Origin of the sequence: Streptococcus sp. HN38 (genome assembly GCF_028335765.1) — a bacterium.
GTDB classification, from domain to species: domain Bacteria; phylum Bacillota; class Bacilli; order Lactobacillales; family Streptococcaceae; genus Streptococcus; species Streptococcus suis_P.
Genome location: NZ_CP116604.1, coordinates 1,950,816 through 1,971,316 on the forward strand (window position 1 = coordinate 1,950,816; position 20,501 = coordinate 1,971,316).

At 41.7% G+C, this 20,501-nt stretch carries 23 protein-coding genes and 1 pseudogene; 7 read left to right on the forward strand and 17 right to left on the reverse strand.

All coding sequences use genetic code 11. The features are described from left to right. Positions 1–108: 108 nt before the first annotated feature. From PHA78_RS09500 to rsmH, 12 genes and pseudogenes are all read right to left on the reverse strand, one after another. Positions 109–798, reverse strand: a complete 690-nt coding sequence (locus PHA78_RS09500; RefSeq protein WP_012027645.1) for a response regulator transcription factor — start codon at positions 796–798, stop codon at positions 109–111. Positions 799–879: 81 nt separating this feature from the next. Beyond that, positions 880–2,307: an NADP-dependent phosphogluconate dehydrogenase gene (gene gndA, locus PHA78_RS09505; protein WP_002942698.1), complete on the reverse strand. Its 1,428-nt coding sequence runs from the start codon at positions 2,305–2,307 to the stop codon at positions 880–882. Positions 2,308–2,394: 87 nt separating this feature from the next. Beyond that, the gene (locus PHA78_RS09510) at positions 2,395–2,934 is read right to left on the reverse strand and encodes a YceD family protein (RefSeq protein WP_029176115.1); all 540 of its coding nucleotides are present in this window, start codon (positions 2,932–2,934) and stop codon (positions 2,395–2,397) included. A gap of 9 nt (positions 2,935–2,943) precedes the next feature. After that, positions 2,944–3,861 (reverse strand): thioredoxin-disulfide reductase, encoded by a 918-nt coding sequence (trxB, locus tag PHA78_RS09515; protein WP_029176114.1) that lies wholly within the window; start codon positions 3,859–3,861, stop codon positions 2,944–2,946. A 13-nt stretch (positions 3,862–3,874) separates the two neighbouring features. Beyond that, on the reverse strand, positions 3,875–4,099 hold the full coding sequence (locus PHA78_RS09520; protein WP_002936682.1) for a DUF4059 family protein: 225 nt from the start codon (positions 4,097–4,099) through the stop codon (positions 3,875–3,877). Positions 4,100–4,116: 17 nt separating this feature from the next. After that, positions 4,117–5,460: a DEAD/DEAH box helicase gene (locus PHA78_RS09525; protein ID WP_002936685.1), complete on the reverse strand. Its 1,344-nt coding sequence runs from the start codon at positions 5,458–5,460 to the stop codon at positions 4,117–4,119. Positions 5,461–5,691: 231 nt separating this feature from the next. Beyond that, on the reverse strand, positions 5,692–5,946 hold the full coding sequence (locus tag PHA78_RS09530; RefSeq protein WP_226313349.1) for a PTS lactose transporter subunit IIB: 255 nt from the start codon (positions 5,944–5,946) through the stop codon (positions 5,692–5,694). A 144-nt stretch (positions 5,947–6,090) separates the two neighbouring features. Next, positions 6,091–6,680: pseudogene (locus PHA78_RS09535) on the reverse strand (hypothetical protein); the annotation flags it as partial. A gap of 92 nt (positions 6,681–6,772) precedes the next feature. After that, the gene (mraY, locus tag PHA78_RS09540) at positions 6,773–7,771 is read right to left on the reverse strand and encodes a phospho-N-acetylmuramoyl-pentapeptide-transferase (RefSeq protein WP_272158084.1); all 999 of its coding nucleotides are present in this window, start codon (positions 7,769–7,771) and stop codon (positions 6,773–6,775) included. Positions 7,772–7,778: 7 nt separating this feature from the next. Next, on the reverse strand, positions 7,779–10,028 hold the full coding sequence (gene pbp2x / locus PHA78_RS09545; RefSeq protein WP_099778181.1) for a penicillin-binding protein PBP2X: 2,250 nt from the start codon (positions 10,026–10,028) through the stop codon (positions 7,779–7,781). Then, entirely contained in the window at positions 10,028–10,351 is a 324-nt protein-coding gene (ftsL, locus tag PHA78_RS09550; protein ID WP_002937992.1) for a cell division protein FtsL, read from the reverse strand. The genes pbp2x and ftsL overlap by 1 nt, the downstream gene beginning before the upstream one ends. Before the next feature lie 10 nt (positions 10,352–10,361). Beyond that, entirely contained in the window at positions 10,362–11,312 is a 951-nt protein-coding gene (gene rsmH, locus PHA78_RS09555) for a 16S rRNA (cytosine(1402)-N(4))-methyltransferase RsmH (RefSeq protein ID WP_024378523.1), read from the reverse strand. A 267-nt stretch (positions 11,313–11,579) separates the two neighbouring features. On the opposite strand from rsmH, the gene PHA78_RS09560 reads away from it, so the two are divergent. The 7 genes from PHA78_RS09560 to PHA78_RS09590 are packed head-to-tail and all read left to right on the forward strand — an operon-like array spanning position 11,580 to position 14,797. Beyond that, positions 11,580–11,768, forward strand: coding sequence for a helix-turn-helix transcriptional regulator (locus PHA78_RS09560; RefSeq protein WP_002942681.1), 189 nt, complete (start codon positions 11,580–11,582; stop codon positions 11,766–11,768). Positions 11,769–11,778: 10 nt separating this feature from the next. After that, positions 11,779–12,312 carry a DUF3278 domain-containing protein gene (locus PHA78_RS09565; protein WP_002942679.1) on the forward strand — a complete coding sequence of 178 codons (534 nt, stop codon included), beginning with the start codon at positions 11,779–11,781 and terminating at the stop codon, positions 12,310–12,312. A gap of 14 nt (positions 12,313–12,326) precedes the next feature. After that, the gene (locus tag PHA78_RS09570; RefSeq protein WP_105097126.1) at positions 12,327–12,527 is read left to right on the forward strand and encodes a hypothetical protein; all 201 of its coding nucleotides are present in this window, start codon (positions 12,327–12,329) and stop codon (positions 12,525–12,527) included. A 12-nt stretch (positions 12,528–12,539) separates the two neighbouring features. Next, positions 12,540–13,622 carry a DUF3278 domain-containing protein gene (locus tag PHA78_RS09575; protein WP_105097127.1) on the forward strand — a complete coding sequence of 361 codons (1,083 nt, stop codon included), beginning with the start codon at positions 12,540–12,542 and terminating at the stop codon, positions 13,620–13,622. Positions 13,623–13,634: 12 nt separating this feature from the next. Next, positions 13,635–13,979 carry an MFS transporter gene (locus tag PHA78_RS09580; RefSeq protein WP_105097128.1) on the forward strand — a complete coding sequence of 115 codons (345 nt, stop codon included), beginning with the start codon at positions 13,635–13,637 and terminating at the stop codon, positions 13,977–13,979. Beyond that, positions 13,969–14,316, forward strand: coding sequence for a hypothetical protein (locus tag PHA78_RS09585; protein WP_105097129.1), 348 nt, complete (start codon positions 13,969–13,971; stop codon positions 14,314–14,316). Before PHA78_RS09580 ends, PHA78_RS09585 begins: the two co-directional genes overlap by 11 nt. Before the next feature lie 52 nt (positions 14,317–14,368). Continuing rightward, positions 14,369–14,797, forward strand: a complete 429-nt coding sequence (locus PHA78_RS09590) for a NusG domain II-containing protein (RefSeq protein WP_105097130.1) — start codon at positions 14,369–14,371, stop codon at positions 14,795–14,797. A gap of 41 nt (positions 14,798–14,838) precedes the next feature. Here PHA78_RS09590 and menA read toward each other — a convergent pair whose 3' ends face one another. From menA to PHA78_RS09615, 5 genes are all read right to left on the reverse strand, one after another. Continuing rightward, positions 14,839–15,795 (reverse strand): 1,4-dihydroxy-2-naphthoate polyprenyltransferase, encoded by a 957-nt coding sequence (gene menA / locus PHA78_RS09595; protein ID WP_272158087.1) that lies wholly within the window; start codon positions 15,793–15,795, stop codon positions 14,839–14,841. After that, positions 15,779–16,837, reverse strand: a complete 1,059-nt coding sequence (locus PHA78_RS09600) for an FAD:protein FMN transferase (protein ID WP_272158088.1) — start codon at positions 16,835–16,837, stop codon at positions 15,779–15,781. Before PHA78_RS09600 ends, menA begins: the two co-directional genes overlap by 17 nt. A gap of 75 nt (positions 16,838–16,912) precedes the next feature. After that, the gene (locus tag PHA78_RS09605; protein ID WP_002942658.1) at positions 16,913–17,392 is read right to left on the reverse strand and encodes an FMN-binding protein; all 480 of its coding nucleotides are present in this window, start codon (positions 17,390–17,392) and stop codon (positions 16,913–16,915) included. 78 nt (positions 17,393–17,470) lie between these two features. Beyond that, positions 17,471–18,460 carry a polyprenyl synthetase family protein gene (locus tag PHA78_RS09610; RefSeq protein WP_272158089.1) on the reverse strand — a complete coding sequence of 330 codons (990 nt, stop codon included), beginning with the start codon at positions 18,458–18,460 and terminating at the stop codon, positions 17,471–17,473. 18 nt (positions 18,461–18,478) lie between these two features. Beyond that, the gene (locus tag PHA78_RS09615) at positions 18,479–20,371 is read right to left on the reverse strand and encodes an NAD(P)/FAD-dependent oxidoreductase (RefSeq protein ID WP_272158090.1); all 1,893 of its coding nucleotides are present in this window, start codon (positions 20,369–20,371) and stop codon (positions 18,479–18,481) included. Positions 20,372–20,501 lie beyond the last annotated feature (130 nt).

Consider the following 20,501-nt stretch of genomic DNA (forward strand, 5'->3'; position numbering starts at 1 on the left):
CAGTCTGGGAATAGACTGTTTCAGCTCGACAACTAGAAATAAAGACTTGTTGACGAACTCATTTTTGAAAAATAGAGTTCTTTCTCACTCCCTCCTCTCTACTCTAAATCAATCGCGCATGGCATATCCGACACCACGAACTGTTTTTATATATGAATCTTGATGTGGCAAATCCAGTTTACCACGTAGATAGCGAATATATACATCGACGACATTGGTCTCAGAAGCCGCTTCATATTTCCAAACACGCTCAAGAAGTTGTTCTCGACTAACAGGCTCTGGGCTATTCATTAAGGTCGCCAACAGATCATACTCTCGGCGGGTCAAATTAATCAATTCATCACCTCGAGTCACTGTTCGATTTTGAAAATCAACCTTCAAATCACGATAGGCCGCATGCATGTGAACCTGTTTACAATTATTATCAATAAAGTCACGACCACGAAAAATCGCAGAGATTTGCTCCACTAAATCACTGATGACAAAGGGCTTCACTACGTAGGAAACAGCATAAGAGAGGACTTCTTCCCCATATTGACTAACTTCTGTCGGCTCAACTACCACAATCATGACCGTGGCTGGTTTTATCGCTAATAGTTCTGTAGCCAATTCCTTGCTGGACATGTCTGAAAGCTGAAAACTCATCAGAATCAAGTCAAAATCCGTTTCATGTGCCAAGGACATAGCCTCTTTCCCTGTCGATGCATAATCAACAAGATAGTCTTTTTTCTGCAATTCCATGGAAACAAAATGCGAGAGATTGCGTTCTTTACCAGCAATCAAAATTTTCTTAGCCATTATCCATCCTTTTCTATTCTTTCAAATGGTGTAGGAATCGTATTATGACTAGAAAGAAGGGCGCTTCCACGCCCATCTTTTCTATTTTGATTCGCTATACCAGTCGTAATGGAAGATTCCTTCTTTATCTTTACGGTTATAAGTGTGAGCACCAAAGTAGTCACGTTGTGCTTGAATCAAGTTCGCTGGCAAGTTTTCAGCACGGTAGCTATCGAAGTAGGTAATAGCTGCTGAGAAAGTTGGTACAGGAACTCCTGCTTGAACTGCCAAGGCAACAACATCACGAACTGCCTGTTGATACTTAGCTGTTACATCAAGGAAATACTCATCCAAGAGCAAGTTTGCCAAGTCTTCATCACGTCCGTAGGCATCTGTGATTTTTTGCAAGAAGCGAGCACGGATGATACAACCTGCACGCCAGATTTTTGCGATTTCACCAAATGGCAAGTTCCAGTTGTTTTCTTTTGATGCTACGCGCAACTGTGCAAAACCTTGTGCATAAGACATGATTTTTGAGAAGTACAATGCTTGACGGATTTTTTCTACCAATTCAGCCTTGTCGCCTTCGTATGCAAACGGAGCTGGTTTTGGAAGGACCTTGCTTGCTGCCACACGCTCATCTTTGTAGGTTGAGATATAACGAGCAAATACAGATTCTGTAATCAATGACAGTGGCACACCCAAGTCAAGTGATGATTGACTTGTCCACTTACCAGTTCCCTTGTTACCAGCCGCATCCAAAATGTAATCAACGATTGGTCCATCTTGACCTTGATCGTCTTTACGTTTCAAAATATCTGCTGTGATTTCAATCAAGTAGCTATCCAATTCGCCTTTGTTCCACTCAGTAAAGATGTCAGCCATTTCATCAACAGACAAACCGAGCAAGTGTTGCATGAGGTCATAAGACTCCGCAATCAATTGCATGTCGCCATACTCGATACCGTTGTGTACCATTTTTACGTAGTGACCAGCTCCATCTGGACCGATATAAGTCACACATGGTGCTCCATCTTCTGGTGCTTTTGCTGAAATTTCTTCCAAGACATCTGCCACCAATTCGTAAGCTTCTTTTTGACCACCAGGCATGATAGATGGACCTTCAAGGGCTCCTTTTTCACCACCAGATACACCTGTACCGATGAAGTTAATACCTGAGTTTGCCAATTCTTTTGAACGACGGATAGTGTCTTCGTAGAAAGTATTACCACCATCGATCAAGATGTCACCTTCATCCAAGTGTGGCAAGAGCGCTTGAATGGTTGCATCTGTACCAGGACCAGCTTGAACCATAAGCATGATGCGACGTGGTTTTTCGATAGATGCCACAAAGCTTTCCACATCGTAACTTGGTACCAAGTTTTTGCCTGGATTGCTTGCAACAACATCTTCTGTTTTATCAGCAGAGCGGTTGTAAATAGCTACTGAGTAGCCACGTGATTCAACGTTAAGTGCAAGGTTGCGGCCCATAACGGCCATCCCTACAACACCAAAATTTGCTTTAGTCATTTGTTTACTCCTCTAATTTGTATCCCTTTCATTATACACCGAATGGGGAAAGTTGACAAGAATTTTCAGATAATTTAACTATCCAAACTATTCTTCACTATCAAACAAGCCCTGCAATTGAGCAAAAGGACTATTGGCCTCTTTTTTCTCTTGAGCTTTTTGTTGAAAATCTTCCTCAGTCATTAAAGCCCAAGCTTGACCAGATGGCAGTTCCTGTCCAGCTTCTTCTTCAGGTGTCAAGACTTTGATTGGTATAGCCAGTAAAATATTATCTGCTACACTCTCATCAAGGACAATGTGGTCATCTTCTACTACCAGTACCATATCCTCATCAATCAAATCTTGTTCTTTAAGAGCTGCTTCATTGGCAACAAAGAGTTCATTGACCTCTTGAACTTCATGTAACAGGACAGGTTGCAGAGAACGACTGGATGCCAAGGTAATATCGTAAGTCATCTGATAATCCAAGAAAAAGAAACCTGACTCAAAGCGAACATTTCCACTTACTTGTACAGGCGACAAGCCTAGAACTTCACCATTTCGAGCCTGCAATTCTTCCTGCAAGTCCAAGGTTTTCTCAAAGGAAATTCCATCTGGATTTTTCTGAATGTCGTAAATATGAAACATTGTATTCCCCTATTCAGCTAGTTCTGTGATGTAGTTATAGACTTCCTGACCAGCAACTGCACCATTTCCCACAGCAGTCGCAATCTGGCGCAGTTGATTTTGGCGAATATCACCGATAGCGTAAATACCTGATTTGCTGGTTGCCATCTTTTCATCTGTAATAATCCAGCCAGACTCATCCGTAATACCCAAATCGGCAACCGAATCCGTCATCGGATCCAAACCAACATAGATAAAGACACCACCGAAATCAAGTTCACTGACTTCTTCAGTTTTCACATTTTTGATAACCACGCTTTGTACACGTAAGTCGTCGCCCTTGATTTCTTCCACTACGCTATCCCAGATAAAGTTGATTTTTTCATTGGCAAAAGCGCGGTCTTGAATGACTTTTTGAGCACGAAGTTGGTCACGGCGGTGAACAATGGTCACAGATTCCGCAAATTGTGTCAAGAAGAGGGCTTCTTCGACCGCAGAATCACCTCCGCCAACTACCAAGAGTTTTTGACCACGGAAGAAGGCACCGTCACAGACCGCACAATAGGAAACGCCGCGACTATTGTAAGTATCCTCACCTGGAATACCTAACAAGCGATGTTTTGCCCCCATGGCTAGAACGACTGTCTTTGTCTCCAAAACACCATCCTCAGTAATCACTTTCTTAATTTGTCCTTCTTCTTCAATACGGACTAGGGTGCCAAAAATATGGTCCACACCGAATTTTTCCAAGGGTTCAAACATTTTTTCAGCCAAGGCTGGACCTGAAATATGGTCATAGCCTGGATAGTTTTCAATTTCCGCGGTATTGTTCATCTGACCACCATAAATACCACGTTCCAAAAGAGCTACCTTTAAATTGCTACGCCCTGCATAAAGAGCTGCAGTCATCCCCGCAGGACCCGCACCAATTACAACTGTATCGTACATATACTTTTTCCTTCTACGCTTTAAACATTAATAAGATTCCCACTACTCCAAAGGCTGCAATGGGAATTGTCATCACATTAATCATCAACAAATCAAACAAGAAATCTTGTCGTTCTTGCAAGGTTTTATCCACACCCTTTGTCGCACGCCAGATAAACCAGACCAGACTAGAAGTGATAATCAACAAGGAAGCTATTAGCAATCCTTGTAAATAAAAACTTAGAATGTTTTGTAACATCTTTTTCCTCGATTACTTTAAAAGGTTTGACGCTTGGCTTTACGTTCTGCACGACCTTTTGCACGCGCTTCAACTCGCTTGGTCTTGCGACGTTTTTCATCAACAGCCCATTGAATTTTCTTCTTGTAGCCTGGTTTGACTTTTTTCTTTTTCTTCTTGACCAAGCCAATCATTTCCAAATCCAGTTTTTCGCGCGATTTTTCACGGTTGGCACGGCGATCACGGTCGTAGGTATCAACAAACTCCCCGTTTTTCATTTCTTTTGGCAAGAATTTGATATTGAGCTTTTCTAACTCTCGAATATCTGCATCATCACTTGGCTGATAGAGGGTAATGGCAATACCCGACAAACCATTACGACCTGTACGCCCTACACGGTGAACAAAGAAGGAAAGGTCTTGAGGAATTGCATCATTGATGACATGACTGACGCCCTCAATATCAATCCCACGTGCTGCTAAATCCGTTGCAACAATGTACTGATAGTCCAAGTTCTTCACTTGGTTCATCATCCGCTTGCGCTCACGTGGAGGAATATCCCCATGAATCTTTGCGACACGAAGACCATTCGCAGTCAAATAGCTATGCAATTCATCTGCACGTGTCTTTGTATTGACAAAAATCATGGCCAAGTAAGGTTGCATGAGCTTGGTTACTTCCAAGATTTGAGCATTACGGTCACGCCCCTTGGTTGAAATCAGCCAGTTTTCAATGGTATCTGAAATGACCGTATGGGTCTTGATTTGTTCCATGACTGGATTGGACAAGTATTTTTTCAAAAACGGTTGGAGTTTCTGCGGAATGGTCGCTGAAAAGACCATAAATTGTAAGTCTTTTGGCAGGCTGCCAGCAATCTTATCAACTGTTTCCAAAAAGCCCATGTCCAAGGTCATATCTGCCTCATCAACCACAAAGGTTTTGGCTTTATGGATAGCAAGGTCACCTGATTTGACCAAATCATAGATACGCCCTGGTGTCCCAACAACAATGTGAGGCTGACTAGCTTGAAGCTTGTCAATTTGACGGTTCTTATCCGTACCGCCAACATAATTGGTCACACGAACTTCGATGTCCGAATGACTTGCCAACTGGCGTGCCGCTTGATAAATCTGAGTAGCCAGTTCACGAGATGGGGCTGTAATAACAGCCTGAACTTGGTCCAATTCCTCACTTAATTTTTGGAAAATAGGGATCAAGAAGGTATGGGTCTTCCCTGAGCCTGTTTTTGATTCCCCTATCAAGTCTCGCCCTGACAAAACAACTGGAATCAATTTCTCCTGAACTTCTGTCGGCTGGACAAAGTTAATTTCTTTCAAAGCCTCCTGAATATAAGGCTTGAGTTTCATATCTGTAAATTTCATAGTTCCCTCTTTAGTTGTACTGCCCTCTATTATAGCACGATTTAGGTGGACAAGCAAAAGGGAGTGGGAAAGAACTCGACCAAGATAAAAAGAGTTCGTCTTCCCACCCCCGCACAGTTGATTAGGCCAGATTTGGAGTGCAAAACACGAACAAATCTGCCAATCAACCACTGCGCTGAGATGTTGACACGAACTCTGAGTAGTGGTCCTGGGCTTTTTGCCCAGCCTCAATCAACTCTCGCTTGCTTCAGTAAATTCTGCCTCAATAATTCCAAGTTCCTTCTCTTCTTCCAAACTTGCTTTAAAGGCCTCAGTGAGTTCTAATTCGCCATCAAAATCACCATTTATTTTTTTCACAAATGTGTCTGCCAACATCCCTCCCATGGGCTGGAAGGTAAAATAGGTCAAACCTCCTGAAATCAGACCACCCAAAATAGGAACTGCATTGGCAATGGTCTTTTCAACAGTCTTTTTGGTAATTTTCACACCAATCACTGCGGCTACCTTTTTCACCAAGGGATGGGAGCGGGAAAGAACTCGACTGGTCAAAAAAAGAGTTCGTCTTCCCGCCCCCGCACAGTTGATTAGAACAGATTTGGAGTGTAAAACACGAACAAATCTGCCAATCAACCACTGCGCTGAGATGTTGACACGAACCCTGCGAAGCGAGATTGGTCTTTTTGCCCAGCCTACAAAGCCTGCATAGCTACTTTTTTACCGATATTAGCTCCGACTGTCTTGGATACTTTATTGAGAAGAACTGCTGAACCACCTGCTCCAAACATGACACCAATGTAGGCAATAATGCGGATTTGAACCTCTTCTGAAATTTCCTTCGCTTCACCAACAAATAATTCATCTTCACCAAAAAGATAAGCGATTTGTTGCGACAAATTCAAGGCAAAACCAAAATACTGAGCTATATCAGCAGTACCTGCCGCCACCGCTGTAAATGGATTCCCCGGTAAACCAGCTGCGAAAGAAATCAAAGATGTTTTCGTAGTCATATCATTAATGATTTTTTCAGCTTCCTTACGCAAAGCTTTTGTAGTGAAGACCGCTGTTGGTCCATCCGCAATAATTTTATCTAGATAGGGACTATCTTTAAAACGAGTCTTCAAAAATTCTTCCCGATTGACTTTAACCATAGGAAGTTGACTAGCAGCTGTCATGGTTTGAATAACCACTCCATATAACTGTTCTTGATTGAATTGTTCCATTTTTATCCTCCACTAATACTCTCTCTATTTTACCCCCCCCCCGACCATATTTGTCAAGGTAAAAAAACAGCATTTCTGCTGTTTCTGACATTTTATAGATAAAGAATAGCTAGGGTAATCAAGCTCATGATGAGACCGACTGACCAGAGGAAAAAGTCAACTTTCCACTCGCTCCATTTTTCAGCTTTTCCGGTCAAACCTCCAAGCTCCAAATGGTGATGAAAAGGAGTCATACGGAAGATACGACGACCTTCTCCAAAGCGTTTTTTGGTGTATTTAAAATATGAAACTTGCAACATAACAGAGGACGTTTCAATGACATAGACCAGGCCGATAAGGAGGAGGGTCCATTCCTGACGGAGGGCAATTGAAATAGTTGCCAACATACCACCGAGAGCCAAGCTTCCCACATCCCCCATGAAAATCTTCGCTGGTTTACGGTTATAAACAAAGAAACCGAGCAATCCACCAATCATGGTCACACAAACTAGAAGAATATCAAATTTTTGCTCATTGAAGGCGATGACAGAGTAAGCTAGAAGGCTGATAACAACTGAGATAGAAGCCAAGCCATCAATACCATCCGTCAAGTTGACTGCATTTGAGAAACCAACCAACCAGAAAAGAACAAAGGGTAAATAAAGCATACCGAGATTGATGATTTGACCAAATACATTGAGTTCACCACCACCAGCAGCTCTTACATGGACAAAGTAGAAAACAAGTCCACCTAAAATCTGTAATGCTAATTTTTGTTTAGGGTTAAGACCTTCATTGATTTTTTTGAATATTTTCAAGAAATCATCCAAAAAACCGACCAATCCATAGAGTGCAAGGATGAAGAGAATAGCTAAAACACCACCAGTTAACATGTTAAGGCTAGCAGCAAAAATAAATGTAACCAAGATAGCAACAACTAGAAAAACCGTCCCTCCCATGGTTGGGGTACCTGCCTTAAATTGATGTTGTTTTACATCTTCGTGCATCTGTTGCCCTTCGATGCGTTTGGCTTGATAAAAAGTAATAAAGCGTGGTATCAGAATCACCGTTGCTAAAAAAGCAACCAATCCCGATAATAGTGAAAATTGCATTTTAATTTTACTCTCCTAGTGTAATCGTTATTTTTTTGTGTTTACTGATTTTTGTACCAAACTCAATACTCTGTTCAACAACCATCGAACCTGCTCCTTCATAAGTGACTTCAAGACCTAGCCATTCTGCAAGAATATCCATATTTTCTTTTGTCAAACCATATAAATCAGGCATATCTTCTACTGAATCTGTCAGCAAGAGAATTTGCTGGTTTGAAGAAAGATTTGTTCCGACATCTACAGATACTTTCTTTATTTCGGAACCATTCCCTACAATAACTGGCTGAATTAAATAACGACGCAATTCCTCAGCAGTTGTGCCTGGGCCTTGACCAATAACATCTGGTAACTTAAATTCTGTTTCATTTTCCACAAACTGCAATGAAGGAGCAACATTATCCAAGTTTAAATTATCTTTCAATAACATAGCCTCTTTCAGTATTGGATTAAATATATCCTCCCACTCCATTCCAGTATAGGATTCTGGCTCTCTCACGGTTGCATACATAATAAATTCTGGATCCTCAGCTGGAACCATGGCTACGACTGACTGAAAGTATTGACCATCAATGTAACCCGTTCCATCTTCCTTGGCAATCTGGGCAGTACCTGATTTTACTGCCACATCATAACCATTAACCTGAATAACAGGAGACATAGTCCACTTGTTATAGAGCGTACCAAAAACTGGATCAGTCCCAACTGTGATCATGTAATCCCGTGTATCTGAAGCTGCTTTTTCAGATACAGGATGGCCAACCACTTCAGGTTTGGCAATACGCACCGAATCGGAATTTGGATCATACAAGCCTGAGATGAACTTGGGTTGCAACATGGTTCCGTCATTACCAATAGCCGAGAAGGCCCGCAACATCTGGACCTGAGTCGCTGAAATACCCTGACCGAATGAAGACATGGTAATGGTTACGATGTTGTCGCCCGGCAGGAGGCCTGCACTTTCAGACCCCATTCCAAAACGTGTCGGATAGCCAAAACGGAACTTGGCTAGGTAATCCAACCATTTCTCATTGCCCATTTTTTGTTCCAACATGATCGTCCCGACGTTACTGGATAGGGCAAATGCCTGGGCCATATTGAGGGAAACAGCAGACTCTCCCCCATTGACCGTCCAGTCGTTAACCGTTGCATCCGCAATGGTATAGCCATTATTGACAAGCATCTGATTAGGATCAAAGACATTGCTATCGATTGCTGATGCCAAGGTCATGACCTTAATGGTCGAACCTGGCTCCATAGTGGCCTGATACAGAAGGGAGTACTGGAGCAAATCTTTATCAGCTAACCCTTCTTTTGTATCCGCATCATAGCTTGGTCGTTGAGTTGTTGCTAAAATTTCCCCAGTTTTGGCTGATACCAAGGTCGCACTGGCGTATTTCCCCTTTGTCTTATCAAAGAAAATATCCATGTTGGTTTCTAGCGAACGTTGCAAATCAGCAGATAGAGTCGTATAAACATCTTGACCATTTACAGTTTCTTGTTCTACATTTTCAGTACCTGGTAAAATCCGCCCCTGGCTATCTTTCTCATAAAGTACTTTACCATCTTGACCTGCCAAAATATCATTAAGGTAGTATTCCATACCGCTCACACCCTGTAAACTATGACTACCATCCTTGTTTTCAACCGGGTTAGCCAACCCCACGAAAATTGAAGCAAAATTTCCATTTGGATACATTCGTCCTGGACTGGCATTAAAGGCAATCCCTTTAATACCAGCTGCTTTCATCTCTTCTTGAATTGACGACATTGTACTATAGGAAATATTTTTACCAAGCGTACCAAAATAGACCTGTTTTAAATCAGGCTGATTTAATTGCTTGTTAACATAATCCGTCTCCATCCCAAGGTACTTATTAAAAATATCGGCAACCTTTTGAAACTGAGACGATTCAACATATAGTACTTCCTGAAATTCAGACACGTATTCCTTATCAATAATCGCATAAATAGTGTAGGTGGTTGAATCTTCTGCGATTGGTACGCCAGTGCGATCATAGATTGTTCCGCGTTTTGCCTGAATGGTAACTTCTTGCTGATGTACTGCAGCAGCTCGCTCTGACAAAGACACACCTGAACGACTATCCGTTCCAATAATGTAAGCAAAATTGATTAAAAAGATAAAAAAGACGAAAACCGTCAAGAGAAGTAAATGCTGACCTACTCTCCGACGATTTTTTGACGGAACATATCGTTTTTTCAAGACATACCGCAAGAGTTTATTATTTCTTCTGGGCATTATTCGGCTACTCCAATATTGTCATTATTAAAAGTTAATCCAGCTTTTTCAGCAATTTCCATCAAGCGAGCTGAACGTGTCAATTCATTGACAGCTTGCTTTGCATCGTTAATTTCAATCTGTTTTTGACTAATATCTTGATTGACTTTGGCCATGCCAGATTGAAGTTGCAAAAGCCGCGTTTGCATAAAGATAATTCCTATCGCAAGGGCTAATCCAGATAATACGATGCTTGAATAGAAGGCTTTTTCTACACGTGTGAAGGTTCTAATTTTATCACCGATAACCCGCATAGTGGCTTCTCTACGTTTTTCTTGCAACATAGACTCTCTCCTATTTATGTACTTTCTTAGCTACACGCAGTTTGGCTGAATGCGCACGATTATTATCTTCTAGCTCCTCTTGACTTGGCAAAATCGGCTTACGATTGACCAATTCAAGTGGCGCCTTCAAGTCGTCTGGAATAAATGGCAAACCTTTTGGAACATCAATCGTACTTGCTTCCTTAAAGAGTTGTTTGGTCAGACGATCTTCTAAGGAATGGAAAGTAATAACAGAAATTCGTCCATCCAAAGCCAATAAGTCAATGGCCTGCTGGATAGATTCGTCTGCTGCTCCCAACTCATCGTTGACCTCAATCCGAATCGCTTGGAAAATCTGCTTAGCAGGATGCCCCTTCTTCTTAAGTTCCTTGGCTGGCTTGGCAGATTTGATCAGCTCTGCCAACTCAGTCGTTGTTTCAATCGGCTTGACCGCACGCGCCTGTTCAATCTTACGAGCAATCTGCTTGGAAAATTTATCCTCACCGTATTTAAAGAAAATCCGTACCAAGTCGTGATAGTCATAGTTATTGACCACATCATATGCCGTCAACTGACCATCTCGATTCATCCGCATGTCCAATGGTGCGTCCTGCTTATAGGAAAAACCTCGCTCTCGTTCGTCTAACTGTGGACTAGATACTCCTAAATCATAACAAATCCCATCAATCTCTGTTACACCTAGCTCCGCCAAGCGAGTCTTGAGATTGCGAAAATTGTCCTTGATAAAGGTCACTTGTCCTTTTTCAATGTAGTCTGCCAAGCGGATTTGGGCATGGTCAATGGCCGTCTGATCCTGGTCAAAGGCATAAAGATGCCCACCATCCGTCAACTGACTGAGCAGATACTCACTATGCCCTGCTCCCCCCAGCGTTGCATCTACATAAATTCCATTTGGTTTGATGCCTAACATATCGACTGTCTCATGCAAGAGAACAGTTGTGTGATTAAATTCCTTGCTCATATCTTTTCTATTGTACCACAAAACAATACAAAAAGTTGTTGCAAACTTTTTACAAAAAATATGTCAAATATAGTTGACAACATCTTTGGATAGGTCTATAATAACATTATAGATAAATGTCAAGTATAGTTGACATCAACAGGGAGGTCTCCCACATTTTTTTACAACCAACTGTCGCATATAATTGACATCGTGCCTAAGGATAGCTAGTCTATCCTCTCTCTTTACAATAGAGTGTCGCATATATTTTACACGAAAGGAGAACCCATGAACCGTGTCAAAGATTACCGCCTACTGCTAGGGATTTCCCAGCTGGATCTGGCCAAGGCCATCGGCGTATCCAGGCAGACCATCAATATGATTGAAAATAACAAGTACAACCCCTCACTAGACCTCTGTATCAACCTAGCCAAAGCTTTACAGACCGATCTTAATAGTCTCTTTTGGAATGAATAAGGAGTTTATCATGAAAGATATATTTACAAAAATTCTCAATCAAGCAACCAAGGATTTTTATTCTATCAGCGGACCCATGGATGAAATGCGGCAGCAAGAAAGCTATCGCCTCAGTAACACCATTGTCATGATTGTTTTTCCTATCCTGGTAATAGGAAATACAATTGCACTTCTTATCGCCTTACGACAACCTGAAAAAGTTGGCTTTCTGCTCCCCCTAACCAATATACTGATCATTGGTTTCACGCAAGCCTTAGCTTCCCACCTTGCCTTGAAAAATGGCATTAGTCAAAGCTATGAGGATGAGATTGATGTCGCCAAACTCAATAAATCCCTTTTAAAGAATAGTCGTGCTATATTTTTCGGGGCCTTCCTGGCTTCCACGACTGCCCCTGCTTTCTATAAAGAATGGTCTGTATTTCTTGAAGAACTAACAGACCCGACCCTCCTACTAGGTCGGTTAATTGTTGCAGGAGCTATCACCTTCATCCATTACTACTATTGTAAGAAGCAGTTACAAAAGAAAATTCTCGCAAACAAATAAAAGGAAGAAAAACCATGAAAAAGAATATACGTCAAGCTCTTATCTCTACCCTTATTTTTATCCCGCTCTTTGTCCTCTTTCAGCTTTGGGGCAATAGCGGAGCAGAAATCTTGCACACCATCAGCCAAGCAAAATTTTGGCTACAATTGCTGATTGCTGGGACCATCTACTTCTTAGGACTAGCCTACCTACCACTCATTTTTCGTCGCAAGTAAAAGGAGTATCGTATGAAAAAAGAAACCTTTCAAGATAAATTAATCAAACGATTTTACGGTATCGCAGGTCCCTTGGATGAATATCGCAAACAAGAAGCCTTCCGACTGGGCAATACTTGCTTTATCCTACTCTTTTGGGGCACCATGGCTCTTCCCCTACTGGCACTCGCTCTATCCAAACGCTACCCAGAAGTCGTTGCCTATGGCTACCCCGTTGCTCTGCTCCTATCCTACCTAGCAACCAGTAGCTACATGATTTTCAAACTCCGTCACAGTCAACTGGACAGTTTAGATGTAGAGGAACTGACTACCAAGGAACAGAAACAACTCAAGGGAGCAAGTTTCAAATTCGCCCTCTATTTCACAACCGTTATGTACATTTGGGTGGTTGTTTTCGGTGCCTGGATGGAGGGACTCAATCCTTTCGACCACCTATTTGACCTCCGAAAATTCCTTGCAGCCTGTCTAGGAGGTATTTTCACGGGCATTGCTATCGAAATCACGCTTCGCAAGCGCATGAAAAAGGCAGAAAAACTACCTGTCAGCTCTGCTATTTCCAAAGAAGAACCCAAGTGGATCCAAAATATGATACGGCACTTCTATGGTATCCGTGGTCCTTTAGACGAGTACCGACGGACCAGGGCAGACGCTATTGGTGGTCATGCTTTCATCTATCACTTCTACTTCCTTGCTCTTGGAAATGCTGTCGCCTACTTCCTAGCTATCCGCTATCCTGTGGAGGTTGCCACCTATTTTCCAATGATCATTGCTCTCTTTAGCTTTATCTTGCTAGGTATCGTCAATATGCAGACCCTCCATGCTGACTTGCCCCAATATGACTTGGATGAACTTAGCCCTGAGGAAAGACAGGGGCGGACCCTCAATCCACTAATTTGGGGACTAGGAGTCACCTTGCTTTCGACAGTTTTTGCTGGACTGGCTGACCTCTTCAACCTAAACTTGCCCCTACTGGCCTCAATCTTGCATACAAAATCCCTCCTCTTCGGTGGTCTGATGGGCCTCTTTGCTAGCATTGCCCTGTCTGCCTTTGCCTATCTGCATAAACTGGAAGCAGAAACTACTAAGAAAAAATAAGGAGCTACCATCATGAATAAACCTTTTACACCCAAACAAACCTGTCGATTTTTTGTTCTATTTTATGGATTATTTTCTGCCTTCTTCATCTACTCTTACATGGTCAATGAGCCGATTAGCGATTCCTTCTTGCTCATGCTACCGACCATTCAAATCATCAAATCCTATAAAACAGCCGAAGAAAAACACTACTTTATCATCCAAGCCGTCTTTGCCCTGTTTACCTTAACCCTGACCTACGGCATAGGCATTTGGTTAGGACATGTCAAACCACATATCCTCATCCTTCCTGCTGGATTTGCTCTGGCTATTCTTTATCGATTGTATTTCAAAAAGGAGAAAACAGATGAACGTTAACAAACCGAAACTTATATTCACTTTGATTGTTCTCTCCTATACAGCAATTTGTAGCCTGTATATACATAGCTACCTTACTGGGGACAATCCACCAATCTTTATCTTACTGTTCACTATGCTTCCAATCTTGAATAGTGACTGGCAGACTAGCAGCCCAGAAGCAAATGCTTTCCAAAAAGCTATCTATCTTTATCATAAACCACTGCTCTGGTTTCTCTTTGCAGGTTTTGCCCTAACTTTCTCCATTGTATTTTTCGCTGGGAAAATTCAGCCACTCCATGCTGGATTTTGGGGAATATTAGCCATCCTACTCTTCTTTAGACAATTGAAAAAGTAGTCTGCATCCAACATTTTACAAAGTAGGATTTTTTCTATAAAATAGATTGTATATGACATTCAAATCCATTCTCAAACAACTCAAACTATTTGATTATATCTTAATCGGATTCACCCTAGTTTTATCCTTTCTTCCAGCAATTTTTACCTATACACATCTGACAACAAATACAAATGAGGCAAAAACAATTGCCTATGTCCGCATCAATGGTGAGGTGGTCGACCAATTTGAATTATCAAAGGACACACCCCATCAAGAAAAGACCTACTATCCCAATAAAGGGCAATACAATATCATTGAAGTTGATGGCGAACGCATTCGTGTCAAGGAAGACAATAGCCCAGACCAAATTGCCGTTATGACCAGCTGGATTAGCCAGCCGGGTCAACTCTCCGTCTGCCTGCCCCATAATCTCTTGATTGAAATCAAATCCGTCGGTGGCGAAAGCACTGATGAAGAAGAACTCATTTTACCACTATAAGAAAGAAGACACAGCCTGATGAACGACTGTGTCTTTCCTTTTTAGAAAATAAGGGCTAAAGCAAGTATCACCACATATAGCAGCGCAAAGAGTACAAAACTCTTTACTGCCTCGATAAAGGTTTCCCGTTTGACTTGCTTTTTCAAAAATGTTTCTAGACTCTTATAAGCAGGCCAAACACCGATTAAACCGGCCAGTGCCCAGATTGGTAAGAATCCAGTCAGACAGTAGATTATCCACAGCAACCATGGTAAACTTGCCAAGACAAAATACAATTTAAGAGCATTTTTCTTGCCAATATAGTAAACCAGAGTATAACGATGGTTGCGAATATCTTCCTCTAAATCACAGGTATTGTTGGCCAACATGATATTAGCAATCAAAGTAACTAACGGAATAGACATTAAAATGATTTCCAATATCCTTGTCCAAGAGAATTGCAAAGTCATCCACTGACCGCTCACTTGGCTGGTCAGTAGCAAATCTGGTTGCTGAATAAATACAGCAAGAAAGAAGATGCCAAATCCCATGGTTACTCCAGAGAAAACTTCACCCAATGGCATTCTCGAAAGCGGAATAGGTCCAAAGGTATAGAAGATACCAATGAGGAAACAGAGAGCTCCCATCGGTAGGAGGAGCCAACTGGTCCGCCATACAAGGAGTAATGAAACCAGTAGAGAAAAAATAAGTAAAGCAAAGACGATTCGAAGCATCTGCCGAAAATCTAGAGAGAATTTTCCAATCACATTGCTTTCCTGACGATAGGTTTCATCCTTGGCCTTGTGGTAGTCCATGCTATTGTTGATGGCAGTTGTACACATATCAAAGCTAAGGACGGCAATAATGAAGAGGAGAGTATTGAGCCAATTGAAAGCTTGATAGCGATACAGACTCCATAAAATCCCCAGGGTCATGGGAAATACACTGGCAACTTTAGTTTTTAGTTCAACAAATTCTAGAAATACCGGCAGACTGAGCCCTTTAGTTGATGTATTCATTGACAAGATGATACTCCTCATTCGTTAATTCAAAGCTTTCTTTCAAACCATCACTCAGATGAACGCCCTGCTCCTTATCGATGAAAACAGCTTCTACACCGTCAATCTGATTGATAAAGTCAAGACCTTTTTCCACACCTAGTAAGAAGAGAGTTGTGGAGAAGGCATCTCCTTGGATAGATGTTTTGGAAAAGACTGTCACACCTGAGATATCGTTTTCCACAGGATAGCCAGTTTTGGGATCAAGTATGTGGTGGTATTTGACACCATCCACCTCTAAGTAGCGCTCATAAATACCTGAGGTAACAACCGAATCATGTGTCCCTGGCACAGAACCGACCGTTGATCCACGCACTTGGTCTGGGTCTTGAACTCCAACATTCCAACCATTTTGTGTCGTTGGCGAATCCCCCATAACCACTACATTCCCACCTAGATTGATGATGGCTGTCGTAATCCCTTTGCTGGCAAACAATTCTCTAACCTTATCTGCAATGTAACCTTTGGAAATGGCTCCTAATTCTAGCGTCATTCCTTCTTTGATAAAGACAGTCTTCTTCTCCTTATCTAAAGTAATGTCTTTATAATTGATAAATGGCAGAGCAGCTTTGATTTCTTCATCACTCGGCTTACGTGCATCCTCATCACCAATTTTCCACAGATTGCTCACAGCTCCAATGGAAATGTCAAATAGCCCCTGACTTTCTTTACTCATGTCAATAGCTGTTTTAATCACTTCAAAGGTACGTTCATCAACCTTGACAGCTTCTTTTCCTGCTGCCTGATTGATACGGTAGACATCTGCCCCTTCCAAGTTTGTGGACAACAGACTTTCCATCTCCTTGATATAGGAGACAGCTTCATCCATCACTTCTTCCTGATTTTCATGATAAATGCTCAATTGCACTACTGTGTGAAGTAAGCTTTCACTACGAGTCAACGGAGTTTTCACAACAGATAAACTTTCGTTTTGTTTAGCACCACAGGCAACAAGCAAAACCATCAGTAGGCCCACGAACAATAGACTTGCAATTTTTTTCACTGATTTTACCTTCCCCAAAAATAAGAAGACACAGTAGCCAAACAAGTGCGACTGTGTCTTTCTGAACCGACTAAATTAGTCAAGTTTTACAGTTTCTGTTTTTCCTTCAGCAGCTGCTGCAAGAAGGGCTTCTGTACTCTTCTTGAAGTCTTCTGAAGTCTGTGTTGCACCTGAGACAACTTCAACAGCTGAAAGGTCTTGTTCTTTCACTAAAGCTGCATTAAGTTGTTCGATTGCTTCACCAGCAGAAACTCCAGCTTTATCTTTCATGTTTTTGTTGTACTCTTCATTTGCTGATTTAAGACTTCCATCTTCAGCTTCGTAATCAAATTTTGACTCACTGATTTTTCCGTCTTTAACAGTCAATGTGTGAACAATTTTGTAGCCATAATCGTCTTTGCCTGACTCAGCTTTGTAAGTACCATCTTTCAATACTACTGTTTCTGTAGTTGAAGATGAAGTTGAAGTAGATTCTTGTTTAGAACCGCAAGCAGCAAGTGCAAATACCGCACCAAGAACTACCAAACTTTTCAACACAACTTTAGTTGTTTTCATAACAATACTCCTTTTGTAAAGTAAATAGTTTTATATTTATAATGATATACCTAATTAGAGAAAATGTCTAGTTATTTTTTAAAAATAATGACTAAAAACTATTGCCACCAAATTTTGCATAGACGCAGTCGATAACTGTGGTATTCTATCTACAAAATTCATCATTTTTTCCAAATAGCTAACAATCAGTTTCTCTGTTTTGGCAATAGCATGCGTTGCAAAAATCCTATCTGTAAGGATTTCCAACCCTTCTGCCGTAGGAGATTGAATATAAGCCCGCAATTGCTGCTGGATAGACTTGTCTTCTCGCATGGCAAAAAGCAGCGGTGCAGTATAGATACCGTTTTGAATATCTTGCAATCTAGGTTTTCCTGATTCTGCCACATCCAGCTGATAGTCAATTAAGTCATCTCGTAGCTGAAAGGCCATGCCAAGTGCTTGCCCAGACCGAAAAGCCATGCTACTGTCTTTCCTAGATTGGCCTGGTACAAAACTCCCAAGTTGGCAGGCAAGTCCAAATAGAAAGGCTGTTTTACCCTGAATTTGCTTGAGATAAGACTTCATCGTCATATTGGTATCAAATTGGTTGATTAGCTGTGATAATTCCCCTCGAAGAATGGTTTCCATGAGCTTATCATTGCCCAAATTCAAATCATCTTGAGAAATATCTAGAAAACGAAGACCTTTTCCAAGTAAGCGACCAGAGTAGGCCAGGAGATAGTCCCCTGTATAGATAGCAATTCGATTAGAAAATTGTTGATGAGCCGCCACAACTCCTCGTCTTTTATCTGCTCCATCAATCACATCGTCATGAATCAGAGTAGCAAGATGCAAAACCTCCAGATGAGCGGCAAAGTAGAGCTTTGAACGGCTTATCTCTCCTTCCGTAAGTTGTGCAAAGAGTAGACAGAGGCCAGCACGCAGGTATTTCCCTGGCGCCTCTACATATTCAACAACCTTGGACTTAATGGCAGGATGTAAGACCATCATTTCAGATAGAATAATGGACTTAACCTCCTCAAGCCCCTGTTTCACTTCAGGATGAGCATTCCAAATTTGATGTACCACTAATGTTTTAAATTTCCTTTATTTTTTATCCTTTAAACTGTAAATATGCTTGGGCTTCCCATAAATCTTTTGATCCAGGAATCGACCCAACCAAGGCATGATCCAGTAGTCTAGACCGAAGGCTCTACCCGCACCATTCATCAATGAAATTGCCGCTGGGATAAACCAAATATTGACCCAATAGAACATACCTGACAAGCTAAACATAACGACCAATGCAACAGTTGCTGCAGATACAATCCACACAAATGCGCCAGCAATCAAGGCAAGACCAATACCAATTTCAGCAAGAGTCATGAATTTCTGCATAAAGAGAGCCACTTCTTGGTTTGGCATCATAAATTCCATGATTGATGCGAACCAGTCAGGCATTTGATCAAGGACTGCCATCGGAGCTTCACCATAAGCATAACTCAAACCAAAGATTGGTTCGGCTGCTTCTGCCGTAGCAGTTGCCGCTTGTGAGGCACTTGAAACCGCCTCAGCAGCAGATGCACCAGATACTGGATCAGCTAACCAAGGGAATGGGAAGACAACTTGATCCCCAAACCATGATGTTGTTCCAAATAAACCAAAGGCTTTCTTAATCCCTTCGTAAAGCCATACGGAACCATAGAGAACACGCATTGGCACAGACCAGAGAAGATTTCCTTTTCCTGAAGTATGACCGCCAAAAATGTTTCGCTTATTCTGAATATCGAAGAATTCATGGCGAACATAGGAGCCCATATAGAAGAAACTGCGAATGGTAAAGAAATAAAGTAAGTTGACCATGTGTTTGACAGCCATGGCCAAGAAACCTGACATATGGTATTTATCCATCAAGAAGGCAACACCATAACGCGAACCGATAGAGACCATGAAGCCATCGTATTTCCCTTTGTAGCGGTGTTTTTCGCCACCCTTGATGGCTGCAATAATATTGCTTGCTGCCGTATGGCCTGTTTGCTCAGCTGCTTGAACAATTTGTGGAGTTGGTTTTCCTTCTGATTCTTCAAAGTAGACCAAGTCACCTGCTACATAGACATTTTCCTTGCCTCTCGCTTCCATGAACTCATTGGCTACCAGACGTCCAGCACGCGCTTTTTCAATACCAAATTCACTTGCATCAGAATTTGCTTGAACACCTACCGTCCAAATTGACGTGTAGGTTGGAATTTGACGGCCTGATGAAAGTGTCAAGCTATCTTCTTGAACACTCGCAACTCCATCGCCAAGTACTAATTCAACGCCTTTTTTCTCAAGGTATTTGCGCGCCTTGACTTGCTCTTTTTCAGTAACCATCGCCAAGATGTTTGGAGTTGCTTCCACGACCTTGAGGGAGAATTCTTTTGGATCCAACTTGAACTCACGTGCCAAAATTGGTACCCAATCAATCAACTCACCGATCATTTCAATACCTGTGAAACCAGCACCGATAACAGTAAAGGTCAGAAGGGCACGACGTTTGGCTTCATCATGCTCACGCATGGCACGATAGCATGCATCAATCATGTGATCATGCAAACGTTCGGCTGCCTCGATAGACCAAAGGGTAAAACCATGTTCCTTCACACCTTTGACACCAAAGTCGTTGGCTTCACCTCCCATTGCAAGGAGCAGGTAATCAAAATCCAGGGTTTGGTGCTCTGCTACGACTTGTTTCTTATCATAATCAATCTCTACGACCTTATCCGTTACCAATTGGACCTTAGGATATTTTTTAAAGATGCGTTGAAGGTCATACTTAATCGCATTTGCTTCCACACGTCCCGCTGCTACTTCGTGTAACTCTGTCATATAGGTGTGGAAGGAATTTTTATCAATTAAGGTAACAGTTACATCTTCGTTTTTCTTAAAAGTTTTTCCTAATAGTCGTGCCGCAGCAATCCCTGCATAGCCTGCGCCGACAATCACAATATTTTTCGTCACAATTTTACCTCCTTGTGAAATTCACAACAAATGACATGTTTCCATTATACCGTATTCCAAGATAGTTGACAAGCAAATTTCAATAATTAGTAATATACAACAAACAAAACTTGCCATAGAGAACAAAAAC